The sequence below is a fragment of the Sarcina ventriculi genome, assembly GCF_900456775.1.
Classification (GTDB): domain Bacteria; phylum Bacillota; class Clostridia; order Clostridiales; family Clostridiaceae; genus Sarcina; species Sarcina ventriculi.
Genome location: NZ_UAUL01000011.1, coordinates 20189 through 34348, shown reverse-complemented (window position 1 = coordinate 34348; position 14160 = coordinate 20189). Strand labels below are relative to the sequence as shown.

General features: G+C 23.8%; 14 protein-coding genes. 3 read left to right on the top strand and 11 right to left on the bottom strand.

Features of this window, described 5'->3' with window-relative positions; genetic code table 11:
• Positions 1-53: 53 nt before the first annotated feature.
• Positions 54-605, top strand: a complete 552-nt coding sequence (locus tag DR020_RS10465; RefSeq protein WP_055257655.1) for a hypothetical protein — start codon at positions 54-56, stop codon at positions 603-605.
• Between the two features lie 241 nt (positions 606-846).
• Here the strand turns inward: DR020_RS10465 and DR020_RS10460 are convergent, their stop codons facing one another.
• The 11 genes from DR020_RS10460 to DR020_RS10410 form a co-directional block, all read right to left on the bottom strand.
• Entirely contained in the window at positions 847-1176 is a 330-nt protein-coding gene (locus tag DR020_RS10460; protein WP_055257657.1) for a hypothetical protein, read from the bottom strand.
• 633 nt (positions 1177-1809) lie between these two features.
• Positions 1810-2097 carry a CRISPR-associated endonuclease Cas2 gene (gene cas2 / locus DR020_RS10455; RefSeq protein WP_058991589.1) on the bottom strand — a complete coding sequence of 96 codons (288 nt, stop codon included), beginning with the start codon at positions 2095-2097 and terminating at the stop codon, positions 1810-1812.
• 2 nt (positions 2098-2099) lie between these two features.
• Positions 2100-3098: a type I-B CRISPR-associated endonuclease Cas1b gene (cas1b, locus tag DR020_RS10450; RefSeq protein WP_055257662.1), complete on the bottom strand. Its 999-nt coding sequence runs from the start codon at positions 3096-3098 to the stop codon at positions 2100-2102.
• A 12-nt stretch (positions 3099-3110) separates the two neighbouring features.
• Positions 3111-3605 carry a CRISPR-associated protein Cas4 gene (locus tag DR020_RS10445; protein ID WP_055257664.1) on the bottom strand — a complete coding sequence of 165 codons (495 nt, stop codon included), beginning with the start codon at positions 3603-3605 and terminating at the stop codon, positions 3111-3113.
• Between the two features lie 11 nt (positions 3606-3616).
• Positions 3617-6238, bottom strand: a complete 2622-nt coding sequence (gene cas3, locus DR020_RS10440; RefSeq protein WP_112365911.1) for a CRISPR-associated helicase Cas3' — start codon at positions 6236-6238, stop codon at positions 3617-3619.
• An 11-nt stretch (positions 6239-6249) separates the two neighbouring features.
• On the bottom strand, positions 6250-7083 hold the full coding sequence (gene cas5b, locus DR020_RS10435) for a type I-B CRISPR-associated protein Cas5b (protein ID WP_112365910.1): 834 nt from the start codon (positions 7081-7083) through the stop codon (positions 6250-6252).
• A gap of 1 nt (position 7084) precedes the next feature.
• Positions 7085-8029 carry a type I CRISPR-associated protein Cas7 gene (locus DR020_RS10430; RefSeq protein ID WP_058991581.1) on the bottom strand — a complete coding sequence of 315 codons (945 nt, stop codon included), beginning with the start codon at positions 8027-8029 and terminating at the stop codon, positions 7085-7087.
• A 14-nt stretch (positions 8030-8043) separates the two neighbouring features.
• Positions 8044-9222 carry a type I-B CRISPR-associated protein Cas8b/Csh1 gene (locus tag DR020_RS10425; RefSeq protein ID WP_146739593.1) on the bottom strand — a complete coding sequence of 393 codons (1179 nt, stop codon included), beginning with the start codon at positions 9220-9222 and terminating at the stop codon, positions 8044-8046.
• Between the two features lie 338 nt (positions 9223-9560).
• Complete coding sequence (locus DR020_RS10420; RefSeq protein ID WP_112365908.1) at positions 9561-9908, bottom strand: hypothetical protein; 348 nt, start codon at positions 9906-9908, stop codon at positions 9561-9563.
• A gap of 12 nt (positions 9909-9920) precedes the next feature.
• Positions 9921-10622, bottom strand: a complete 702-nt coding sequence (gene cas6 / locus DR020_RS10415) for a CRISPR-associated endoribonuclease Cas6 (protein ID WP_235809672.1) — start codon at positions 10620-10622, stop codon at positions 9921-9923.
• A gap of 35 nt (positions 10623-10657) precedes the next feature.
• Complete coding sequence (locus tag DR020_RS10410; protein WP_112365907.1) at positions 10658-10990, bottom strand: hypothetical protein; 333 nt, start codon at positions 10988-10990, stop codon at positions 10658-10660.
• Between the two features lie 417 nt (positions 10991-11407).
• On the opposite strand from DR020_RS10410, the gene DR020_RS10405 reads away from it, so the two are divergent.
• Together DR020_RS10405 and DR020_RS10400 are read left to right on the top strand one after the other, a co-directional pair.
• Positions 11408-12283: an aldose 1-epimerase family protein gene (locus DR020_RS10405; RefSeq protein WP_112365906.1), complete on the top strand. Its 876-nt coding sequence runs from the start codon at positions 11408-11410 to the stop codon at positions 12281-12283.
• Positions 12284-12621: 338 nt separating this feature from the next.
• Positions 12622-14130: a glycoside hydrolase family protein gene (locus DR020_RS10400; protein ID WP_112365905.1), complete on the top strand. Its 1509-nt coding sequence runs from the start codon at positions 12622-12624 to the stop codon at positions 14128-14130.
• The last annotated feature ends 30 nt before the right edge of the window (positions 14131-14160 follow it).

Sequence of the window (14160 nt, the reverse complement as noted above, 5' to 3'; positions counted from 1 at the left end):
AAGATAATATATTTATTTTATAAAATAAATACATAGGAAAAAGGAGACTAAAAATGGATAATAAATTAATAGAAAATCAAAGAAAATTTAAAGAAGAATATTCTATTGGATACACAACTAAAATTTTAGAAAATATAATAACTAAATTTAATCTATATGATTTTGGTCATTCCACAACTAAAGACTCAGAAGAAGTTAAAAACTTAGTAATCAATTTAGATAAATATAACAACAATAAATTAAATGTAAAAATAGTAACAATAGTAAAAGCTCAAATGATGAGAATAATAAATAATGAGTTAGATGCTAAAGAAGTAGAAATAACTAAAGGATTTACTTTATGCTCTAAAGAATCTAAAGAATTAGAAGATTTAATAGTTGCTATAATAAAAGCTGAAATGGATGAAAACAATGATCCAACTATTTTAAATAGACTTGAAAGCAAACTTCCAACTATAAAGGACATTGTTGTATTCCAAATAACTATTTCATTAAAGAACCTAATCCATGCTTTTTCTGTTCACGAAGCAAAGGTTAGCAACAATAAAAATAAATTAGATTATATAATATCTAACTTAGAAGAAAATTTAATGAAAAACATGTAAACAATAACTTATAAAAATTATTATTTATCTTAACGTTAAACGTTATAAAAAATAATTTTTTTAAAGCAGAAAAGTTAATAACTTTTCTGTTTTTTTTACTATTTTTAAGATTATGTATTTTGCTTTTTAAATTATTTTTTAAGAATTAATGTTAATTTTATTTATCATTTAAGAGTATTTTATATAAGAATAAATTTAAATAAATTAAAGAGGTAATAAAAGCTTACCTCTTTTTAAATTTTTATTTTCTTTTTTTATGTAAAAGATAAATTGTAGCAGCACACATAGCAGTACAACCAATTAAATCTATTAAAAACATTTTTTTAAGCTTTCTATCTTCTTTTATAAGCTTATCAACTGAATTATTTAATTCTTTGCTAATCTCATTATTATTAGCCATAGTTAAAACTTCCTCATTTATTTGGGCTTTTTCATGATTTTTTATACTATCATAACTTATTTCTTCTCTAACTTTTCCTGCAACCTCTTGCGTAATATTCTTTAAATCATCATAAAGCTCCTTATTAATTTCACTTTTTAGCTCTTCTTTTAATTTTAAATTTTCTTCCATTTCACTCACTTCCTTATTTATATCTTAAAAATTATATGTCATACTTATATTATAAACTTTAAAATACTAAATTAAAACGATAAAAATTTAATTCTTAATTAAATCTACCTCTTTGATATAATTTTTATATACATAAAAAGAAGGAATATTACCAACCAATTAGCAATTTAAATACATCTAATGTTATTCTTCAATTTAATGGAGAGATTGCAAAAAACTATAGAGTTAATATTTAAATACATCTAATGTTATTCTTCAATTGAAAAAATAAAAAATAATATACAACCAAAATTCGGATTTAAATACATCTAATGTTATTCTTCAATAAAAATATATTATATATATAATGGTAGAAATTTTTATTTAAATACATCTAATGTTATTCTTCAATGATATAGAAAATGAAAGGTATATCTATAAAATAGAATTTAAATACATCTAATGTTATTCTTCAATCACTGTAAAAAAGCCATTTTTAAAATAGTTAATTCCCTGTTAAGCCTTTACTTATCACTTTCTAATAATATTTTACCAAGTAATCAAAAAAATTTCTATAAACTTTTAAAAATAATCTTAAAGCCTTTAATAATCATGCTTTTAAAAAATTAAAATTGTTTTTGCCTGGTAAATATATTATAAAAATAAATCTTCTCCTGTTTTATTAGCTACTCCTATTATTTCTTCTCCAAACATTCCATCATTTAATAATTTTATTATGCAAATAAAATCTTCTGTTTCATCAATTACATTTTTTATGTCTTTTCTTAATTTTATTAAATTTGAAGGAGTTATTTCTCCTCTAAAAACTGATTTTTGATAATGACTTAAATACTTTTTACATATTTTAAAAACCTTATTTACCCTATTTTCTTTAACATCATAAAATAAAAATGCATAATTATAATTTATCTTCTTTTTCATTTCTACATTTTCTCCTTAATGTTAAACATTTTAAGTTCTTTGTCCTCTAATATACATTTTATCAATTTATAGCAATCAAGCTTGATAGCAGTTTTATAAGTTACTTTTCTTTTAAGTTTACTATGCATAAACACACTTTTTAATCTTTCTTCAAATGCATCTACAAAAATTTTTCTTCCTTCCTCATTTAAAACACAATAATTTAATTTTTTCTCAAAGTGTTTGGATACTTGTAATTTTTTATTATTTACTAAATCAAATATTGTTTTAAAAACTAATATTGGCTTAAATGTTTCGCTTATATCTAAACTTAAAGAAAATCTTCCTTCTGATGGTTCATGAAGAAAACTTATTCTTTGATCAAGATGAGTTTTATATATTGTGGAAACAGTCTTAGCATATAATAAACTATTTCCAAAAGATATTAATGCATTTATTGGATTGTCAGGTGGTCTTTTAACCCTCTTGTTTAATACAAAATCCTCAGGTAATATATATTTAAAATCTCCATAAAATCTTTGCCAAAGCTCACCTTCAACTTGCATAAGTTGTTTTATATCATCAACCTCACTAACTTTTTTCTTAAAATCTTTTCTTATCCAATCAACTGTTTCTTTAACCTCTTTTTTATTATGTTTATAGTAATGATATAATGTTGTATCTATATTTTCAGCAATACCGCAAACAAAAGCTTTAGCTATCTCCATTCTTTTATTTTCATAAGCTTTTACTTGAGCTATTAAAAGCTTTCCACTTACAAGATTATCTTTTGGATAAAAACTTCCACTATATCCTTCATAATAATTAAAAAAATGCACTACTATATTATTCCTCGCCAAAAAATCTAGAAGTTTACTATTTAATGAAATCTCTGATAAACAATAAAGTTCACTAACATTTTCAACTGGAATATACGCATTTTTATTATTAACTCTAAAACATATAGAATTATCTTTTCTGCTTAATTCTCCCATTGATATTAAATACTTTGCACTTCCTATATATCTCTCCCCTTAAATATAACAATACTCATAATAAGCACACTTTTTGCATTTATTATCAAAATCAACTTTAGGAGGATATTTACTCTCAAGTAAAGCTTTAATTTCACTTTCAATTTCTCCTAATTTCTTTTCCTTTTCATCATCTAATTCTTCATAAAATATCTTATTCTTACTCTTTTTCTTTTCAACAAACTCTATCTTCCCTTTCCTATTTAATCCCTTAGATTTTAAAACCTTCAAATAAAATAAAATTTGCCATTTAACAGCTTCATAATCTGAATCAGATTTCTTAATTTCTACAAGATACTCTTTTGTTATTTTATCTATCTTTATATTTTCAATAGATATTTCTGTATTGCTTGCCTCTTCTTCCTTAACTTCATGAATAGCTTTTCCAATTTTAACATCTTCACTATTAGCTTCTAAATTAATTCTATTTCCATGAAGATAACATTGGCGTTTACAATGAAAATAATAATTTATAAGTGTACCATTAACCTTCAAAACACCATCTCCTATAAAAACTCAATACTATCGAAACCATCAACAGCACTCGGATTAAACTTACCATTAGTAAAGAATTTTTCTCCGTCTTCTACATAAGTTAAATCACCAATAGAATCATTGTATGAAAAATTTATTTTAGACACTGTATATATAAAATAATCCATTTTTTCTCTATGTTCTGATAACTTAACTTGTTTTTCTGCATACTTCATATCTTTATCTTTTATTAATTCTTTATATTCATTCCAAATTTCTTCTCCATTTAGACATTCTCCACTCAAGTCATAAATTTCTCTATTTAAAAACACACTGAATTGATTTCTTTCATCTATAAGCTTCATTCTATCATATACATTTATATAATTTAGTTTTTTTATTGAGTTTTCTCTAAAATCATTAATATTTTCAGCATCTAATCTTTGGTTTTGTTTAGTCAAATAATCCATTACCTTTTTATAAAACAAGCTAAAATCTTTATTTTTTAATATTTCCCTTATGTCTTTATTTTCAATAGTCAATTCTTTAATTTTTCTTAAATCATTTTTATAAATACTACTTGCATCATCAACATTAAAAAAATATACCTTTGCGTTTTTCTTTTTACAACTTCTATTAATACGTCCTAAAAACTGCTCTTCACTATCTAAAATCGATATATCCTTAAATCCATAATCCATATCAATATCTACACCAGCTTCAATAACTTGAGTTGCAACTAAAATTATGTTATTGTTAGGATATTCAATTTTATTACCTTCTCTATCCAATCCTTTAACTTTATTTATAATTCTCTTTCTCTCAGCTCTATTATCGTCACCTGTAATTAAAAGAACTTCTTTTCCAAGTTCATCTTCTACATTTTTTAATATTTCATAAAACTCTAGTGCACTTTTCTTTTTTATAAACTCTATTACTATCTTTTTATTATTTTCTTCTAAAACAGGTCTTATATTTTCTAAAAGACCTTGTAAATCCAAGTTTTTATCTAATAATGAATAATCAACTTCTACTCTATTTTTAAATAATGGATTTTGAAAATATTTCTCTCTATTATTAATTAACATCTTAAACCCATACTTTTCATTACTAAGTTCTCTTAAATCTGGAAGGGTGGCTGACATTATTATGAATTTTATATTTAATAACTTTGAATATTTTTTTAAAAATATTATAATTTCAGTCCATATAGAGTTCTTATAACTTTGTACTTCATCAATAATAACTACACTATTTGCAAGTTGGGTTAATGGAAATACAGAATCTCTATTAAGTCCGAACAAATAATTAAATAAATTTACATGAGTACTTAAAGTAATTGGATAATGTAAAAATTGCCTTGCAAGTAGTGTTTTTTCATAATCTACTTTTGTATCTTCATCTTTAAATTTTTCTTTCATAGCTGTTATTGAATTTACTACTGATATTTTCTCCTTTAAACCTTTACCTTCAAAAATTTCATCTAATGAATTTTTCGTTTGTTCTACTAAGGTATTAAAAGGAAATATATAAAATAATTTATTTAAATTTTTATTATTATTTAAAGTTTTAAGGGCTAAATTTATTGAACTATTAGTCTTACCTGATCCAGTTGGAGCTTCTAAAAAAAATATATCTGTACCTTCTGTACCTTCCTGTAATCCCTTTAATAAATTTTCTTCACTTTCTAAAAATATTTCACTTCTTAAAAGATTGATATCATTTTCTTTAAACGGACATTTATCTATTAATCCTGTTTTAAAATCTCTATATTTTTTTATACTTTCAGAAACTTTTGTTTTATTAAAACTTTCTTCAAACTCTTCTACGTTACCTAAGAGACCTAAATCATCTACCTTTTCTCCTGTTTCATACTCTGATGTAGCATAAAAATCTGAACTAACTATAAGTGAAAAAACAAATCTACTATAAATATATAAATCTACACTTTTCCAAGTTTCTTTTTTTTCTAAAATATTAAACAACTTATTTTTTCTATCAAGCTTTTGTAAATTATTAATTAACTTTAACCTCTTAAATTCACCTTTATAATTTACATAAAAATTATTTTCTTGAATTTTAGAAATTTCTTTAGCTTCTCTATAAGCTTTTGGGAATCCTTCTTCATAAAATTCAAAAAAATCTTTTAAGTAACCATGATGCCTAGCTATTGCATAACTATTAATCATTAAAATTAAAAGGAGAAGATTTCTCTCTTCCCCCTCTACATTATCAACGATCTTTCCACAATAACTATTAAAATACATAATAGAAGAAAATAGAGAATGCTCTGTTTTTTTATTATCTAAAGACTGAAAACTTTCATTATTTTTCATTTTATAATACTGAAAATTAGGATTACTTTTTCCAACATCATGCATATAAATAGCATTTACCAAGAGTTCTTTAAATAGATGTCTAACTATATTTGAATACCCTTTTAGAAGTTCATCTTCAAAATTTTTTATTATATTTTCTAATTTTTTATCTTCAACTATTTTGTAAAAATACTTTAAAGTTAACTCTAAATGCTCTTTTAGTGTTTCATTATCAATTTTTTCACCTTGTTTATTCTCTTTAAAATGAGCCTGCATCTTATCTAAACTGCTAAAGTTCTCCTCTAATTTATATATATTAATATCTTTTATTGTCACAAAATCATCTCCTAAAAGAAAAATATATTTAATCCATTGATTTTATATATTTCTTTATAATCATTGACACATTTAACATTAAGGCTAGTTGCTCTGAATTTTTCCTTTTGATATTGATTGATACTTTCTGTTAAAGATACAGGTAAAAATTCTTCAAAAACCCATTCTATCTTGTTATAATCATTATCCTCGTCATCGTCTTCACCATCATCACAATCAATATTATTATTTATTTCAAAATAATCGCTTTTAAACAATCCATAGATAGATTTTACATCACTTGAATTTATTAATTCTCCATCATTTATAATTGAAACTTCTTCAATATTTGCATAGTGATCATTTTTCCCTAAATAAGGCATATAGGTAAAATTATAATTCATAAATCTTTTAGCTAATTCCTCACTTATCTTACTATCCACTTTAAGATAAATCTCCCATACAGGATTTTCAAGCCATTGCTCTTTTACTATCAGATTCCCCCCTACTTCATATGATGCATAACCTACCGAATTATTAAAGGTTTGAATCTTTTTATTTACATAACCATCAAAAGTTATGTAACCCTTTCTCTGCTTTAAATCTTTATCATTAGTTGGAACTATAGCAACTTTTAACTCTTTTAATTTTTCATAAAACTCAGGATATTTGAAATCTTCCTTTATTTTTTTTATTTCTCGATTATTATTTCTTTCATTATATCCACCAAGACCTAAAATTGCTCCAAACATTCCAAGAAGTGCAACCTTATGAATTGAAGTATAGGTAAAATAATAATAAGTGTTTACGTCTGGCTTCTTAAAAAAAGCTGTCTTCCCACTAAGTTTAAATCTTAAAAATTTCATGCTATTTTACCTCTTCTCTAGTAAATATATTAAAGTATTTATACTTTTCTCCTTCTATTTTATTTTCAAACTCAGTATCATAAGGATTATAATATATTTCTACATTATTAATTCTTTGGTCTAAAGCTTCCAATAAATCTTTAAATTTAAATGTAAATATTCCTTTGTTATTTTCCTTCCTAAATTCTATAAACCCAGCTAAATTTGGAATATATAAATCCTCTTCTGTTTCAATAAAAATAGAAATTTCATTTTCACATCCTGTTTTAGAATTAGTATTAAAAGCAGTTGCAGAAATCAATGCAGCTTCTTTAAATTTTTTGTAATCTTCTTCTGTATACCCGTCAGTTACTTTCATCTCTACATAGTTATTATATGCTTTTGGATTTACAACAAAAGGATATATATAATGAGCTTCACTGCTTACTATTTTAGTTCCAAGAGTTGACGCATCTGCCTCATCTTTTGTTCCATCTCTAAATGGAGAAAGAATTTGTTGTTCTTCTACACTATGCCCTTCATATATATTAAATCCTTGATTAATTTGAACTGCTCCTGTTATAGAAATGTTATTTTTAGCCTCTGCAAATGTTGCCCCAAACTGTTTAACATCTGTTGCTAAAAATAAATTTTTCACAACATTTCTACTATCTTTCTCAGTTGCCAAATCAGAAACTTCAAATATTTTTTCATATCTCTCTTTTAATGACCTTGGTCTTAACTTTACTTCATCTTTCTTTTTACTATCATCATCAATCTTATATGACTTTATATAAAGTACCTTTTCACCATTATCATCCCACATCTTTTTCATAGGATATTTAAGTGCTTTATCACTTCCAAAAACCTCTCCATCTGATGTTGATTTTGGATATCCACTAAAATCTGCATTCCAATTTGACATTATTGATTTTATTCCTATTATTCCATAAACTCTTTTCTTCATAATAAAAATTCCCCCTATTTTTCTTCTTTCTTACTATTTTCTTTATTATCTTTACTGTCTTCATAAATTAAACTACTATAAAGATACCCAGCTATTAAAATATCGGTTTTTACTTTACTTTCATTAGGAATGTAGCCTATGATCATTCTATTTAAACTACTAGCCCTACCGTAATTTCCTTCAATAGCATGATTATATTTTTTATAAAGTCTTTCCAATAACTCTTTTAATCTCTTATCACTTTTACAGTTTAAAAAAGGATTTATTAGAGATTGTTTTTTAGTATTGGCTTTACTTAAAGAAAATAAATAACTTATAAATTGACCTACTGCAAAATAATACTCTTCATCACTTTCAATAACTCCTTGAGTCACTCTATTTTCTCTTATATCTTTCTCTTTAATATTTATCTTTTGCCTTAATTTATCATTAATAGGTTTTATAAAATCTCCCATTCTCCTACCTCCATCTATATTACTAACTTCTCTATCCTTATTTAATTCAAAATAATCAAGAATAGCTTCTCTTAATACAAATTGTTCAAAAGCTTTCACAACATAACCATTAGCTATTGAATTTTTTATAAGTTCCATAGAACTTTTTTTAAACATAGATTTTATTTGATTAATATTGCCTTTATATATAAAAGAAAACCAAGCATCTTTAGTTAGTGCCATTTGTTCTAGCACTTTGGAATCGTTAATTTTCAAATCTTTTATAGGTGTAAAATAGTTATTCACAAGAAATTTATTAAAATAAATTCTATCAACTAGTTTCTCTAAAGAATATATAGATGTAACCTTTTTGCCTCCATTTTCTAATAATTTAGATTTAACTCTTATATTTTCATTAACTATTTCTTCTTTTATCTCTAAACCAGTAATTTCAGTATTATAATTAGTTATAATATCAAAATCATGGATTTCCACTTCTTTTCCCTTTTGTATTCTTAAGTAATAAGCTCTCAATCCCTTTTCAACTTTTTCTTTATGTCTTTTCGTTTCCTCATCTTTATATAAAAGTTTAATTATTTTATTAGTTATATCAAAATATACATTGTTAACTCCATTATTAACTAAATTATATAAATAATCATAGAATTTTTTTTGAAGTAATACATCCTCTTTATTAATAAGATACGGCATATTATTTTTTCTAGTTTTATTAGCTAAATATGGTTTTTTAGAATTCATTCCCATATTATTGTTAGGAAGCCCTAATATTTCTCCATTAAATTCTGTATTATAATCATTAGAGTTATATATATTAGGAATAATATAACGATTACTTTCTTTTTCATATTCTTCTATAGGGAAATCAAAAAATATTTTTAAATACCCCTTATAATCTTTTAAATTTTCTCCTATTTGAAATATATTTTCCTTTATCCAATTTCTACAATAATTAACTTTTTCAACATTAGCTAAACCTAATTGTTCTTCTATTTCTTTATAAAGTTTTAAAGCTTCTTTCTTCTTGCTATGCTTATTTTTGGGATTTTCTAAAACATTAAAATAATCATCTATACATTCTAATATAAATTCTTTAATATTAGCTTTTTTCTTTTTTTAGCAAATTCCTCTAAATTTAAAGTTTCTTTTTTGATAAAAAAGCTCATGTAATTATTACTGTGAATAAGCTTAGATTTTTCTATTGACTTATTAGATTCTAAATATTTTGATAAATAATCACGAGTTATAAATTCTTCAAATTCTATTATTTGACTAACTTTTTTATCAAATTCTTTTTGATATTTTATATTGCCATCAGTATTTACCATTATATAAGTGCCATCGGCTAAAGTATAATTATCTGTTATTAGCTTTTCACCTTTAGCATTATATTGAACATTAAATATATCAATAAGGTCTTTATTCAAAAAAACACCTCCTTAAATCCATTTATAATTACAGTAACTCATTCCACGAGAGCCCATTTCTCCCACTGAACATCCAATAGCAATATATGCTAACTTCTGAGCGACTTCATTTTCGGCAAACTCTATTGTAACTTTATCTCCTAAAAGCAAAATATCCTTATATTTAACTGGTATAGGTTTTTGATTTTCTAATTTTATATACTTAAATATTTCTACATTTTCATCTATTTTTTCATTAAAAAAGCTATTATATTTTTTAATTAAATTTTCTTTTAGGCGTTTTTCAAAAACAATTGCACTATTATTAGTTTTCCAATACCCATCCTCAAATTTTAAAATAACTGGTGTTATGCTATACACTTTATCAATAAATTTTTGTGGAATTTCTCTACATTTAATAACTAATCCTTTCATAGAATCTGTATACTCATTTGCCAAATATCTTTTAAAATAATTAGACAGATTAATATCTATAGTTCTAATAATTAAATTATATATGTGCCCTTCTTTATAAACTTTATCTTTTTCTAATGGATATAAACTATTAAAACAATAAAATTTATAATTATTGCTTTCATGAAATTTCTTCATTTTTTCATCATGAATAAAACTTTTATCTATTAATTTATTAATTTCACCATTTAAATTACTAAAATCAATACTTTTTAGTAAATAAATAGATAAATTAAGTTCATATACCTTTATGTCAATCACCTCTTTTTAACCTTATTATAAATATTATAACATATTTAATCAAATTTTGTTATAATATTGAATATATTGTTTTTATTGTTTATAAATGTATTAAAAGCTTTATAATCACTCCAATACATATTAATATTTTTATCAATTATTTCTTCAAAATATTTTTTAACCGATTTTCTTTCTAAAAAGGCAGTTTTTATTATATTGTTTGCAACATAATTTTTATGATATTGTTTCAATGTGATTTTAAATTTAGCCTTAAATAATCTATCTATTGTTTTTATAGAATATTGTAAGTCACGCTCTAATCTTTCTTCATTTAATCTCTCATATTCGTTATTATGTAATTCTTTTTTTATTATATGTGCAATTTCCATATTTTTAACCTTCTTTTTATTAATTAATATTAACTTGATTATATGATACTATTATTTAAAGTTCAATCCTTATTTTAAGACATTAATCAAATAAAATAAACAAGAAATAAAATATACTCCTTGTTTATTCACATCACATGTTATTTTTCATCATAATTGAAATTAAATAATAATAACTATTTAAATACATCTAAGTTAATCTTCAATCAATTAATAATATCATTTCTTGCCCGATAAGTAAATGCTTTTACTAATAATACCTGTTACTCTTTTCTTACTTTTCTTGCTCTATGTTTTATTCTACATAATATCTTCTATTTTATCTCAATCCTAATTAAAATACTTTATTTTACATTTTTCTATTGTGTTATAATTATTATATAAAAACTATATTATTTAATAGAAAGGGATTTTATTATGACATATTATTTAGAAAACGATAATCTTAAATTAAAATTTAGAGAATTAGGCGGAGAACTTCAAAGTATCTTTAGCAAAAAATATAACACAGAATTTTTATGGAATGGTGATGAATCTTATTGGAAATACCACGCTCCCATTCTTTTTCCTATCGTAGGTAAAGTTTTAAATGGTGAATATAGAGTAAATGGCTCTTTCTATAATCTTCCACAACATGGTCTAGCTAGGGTTTCTAATTTTAATGTTTTAGAAAAGACAAGCAATACTATTTCATTTGAACTTAAATCATCATCAGAAACACTTAAAGTCTATCCTTATAAATTTTCATTAATCATAAAATATACTTTAAATGATAGCAGTGTAACTACTGAATATATTGTTAAAAATACTAATGAAGAAAATATGTATTTTTCTATTGGAGCACACCCTGCATTTATGTGTCCATTTTCTAAAGATGAATCATTAAATGATTATTATTTTGAATTTAATGAAAATGAAACAGCATCTATAATGCCATTAAACAAAGATGGTTATGCTAAAAGGGAGAAAAAAACTTTTTTAAATGATGAAAATAAAATAAATCTTTCAAAAGAACTTTTCAAAGATGATGCTTTAATTTTCAGCAATCTAAATTCTAATAAAATAACATTAAAATCTAAAAATAATAATAAAGCTTTAGAATTTAATTTTGCAGATTTTCCATACCTTGCATTATGGTCAAAGCCAACAGGTGCTCCTTTTGTATGCATAGAACCTTGGTTTGGTCATGCAGATTTTGAAGACTTTAAAGATGATTTTTCTAAAAAAGAAGGAATTCTATCTTTAGAACCTGAAAAAACATTTAACTGCTCTTATTGTGTAACAATTAAATAATATTTATAATTAATTATAATTTTAATAATATTTTTAAATTTAGCTATGTTTTAATACAATACTAATTCTACATAAAAGCTTTTTATTAGTATCTGCTGTTTAAACATAGCATTTAATATAATGTATTATATATTACTTTTCTGAGCAACTTTAAACTAAAATATTTTGTAACACTTCTTACAGCATGTTGACATTTTTTTTAATTGATATATAATAACAATTGTTCTAAGAAACTTATTTCTAAAGTTTCTTTAAAAGCAAGTCTAATTTTTGTTTCAAATCTATTTAATAATAAATTTCCAAAAATTAAAAAACTAAATATTTAGGAGTGATTTATCATGTCAATTAATACAAAAATTAATTTTAATCTTGTAGCAGGAGAATCAATTGGAATACAACCACTCTATCAGTGGAATGCTAAAGTTACAGGTAGCTTAATCCAACTTTATAATTCAAAAGGACAACCTCTTCCTAACAATTACACATCTTTAGGCGATTGTATTACAATTCTTAGTATTTCTTCTGAAACTAATTTAGCACTTATACAATTCCCTTATAATGATAAAAACTGTTATGTTCAAGGATACATAAAAGTCAGCGATTTTAATCTTTTAAAATTAAGATTTTACAATTCATGGATTAATTCTGTAAACAATCAAGAAGTCCTCTTAATCAATGGTGATTTGTCTAGTAACACTCTATCTTTAAATGAAACCTCAACTTATTTATATAGCACTGACACTTATGCTTGCATTATATATAAAGATTTTAATAATAAATTACAAGTTGGATATGTTCCTTTATGTTCTGGAAACCTTAATGTTATTCAAACAAATATTCCGTACTACTTAGCTTCTGGTACATCTGTTGGTAAAAATCCAACTTATCCAACTAACGCTATTAACTTTTTAGGTAACATAAATATTGTAGATATTAATAACATATCAATTCCTAACACTTACACATCTCTTGGTGATGAAATTACCATATTAGAAATTTATCCTGATGAAAAAGTAATTTTAATAGAATTTCCTGATTCATTCAATAATACATATATTATAGGATATATCCCCTTAGATAATTTAACTAATAATAGTATAATAATCAGAAATAATCATACAACTTTTAATACAAACTGTAATTATCGCGCTTTATTTAACATAAATAAAACTCAAATCTATTCTATTGAATCAACTGAAAGTTTTAATTATCTTTTTCAAACAGAAAATTACGCTTGCATTTTATTTAATAACACTAATTTACCTAACAATCCCATAGAAACAGCTTTTATTTCTCTAGACTACGGTACTTTTGATTTCAATTCATTTAATACCTCTAGCATACCATTAATTGAACAGACAGCCTTGTATATAGCCTGTAATGAAGGTTTTAGTTCATCTCCTTATTATTACGGTACTGGAATATATGGAAACTCTATAGGTTATGGAAGTTATTACACCAAAATAAACTTTCCAAATACACCAATCTCAAAAACTTATGCTTTTGAATATCTTATAAATTATTTAAAACAAAATATTCCTGTTTGGAATGATACTATCTCAAAATATTTAAAGTTAGATACTTTAACAGACTATCAAAAAGTTGCTCTATACGATTTTGCATATAATATTCCAGCCTATCTAGGAGATATATCTTGCAAACTAGCATCTAATCCTTCTTGGAGCAATACCTTTGCAAATTTTTTAATTCCTAAAGAAATATACACTAGAAGACTTCGTGAATGGTTAACCTTTACCAAAAATAACTATTTCATGGGAAGAGCAATATCCAACCTTCCATCAACATCTTATATATCCCTTGCTAATTCAATGAACTATTTAACTTAAAAATAAAAGCACCCTACAATTTTAGGTGCT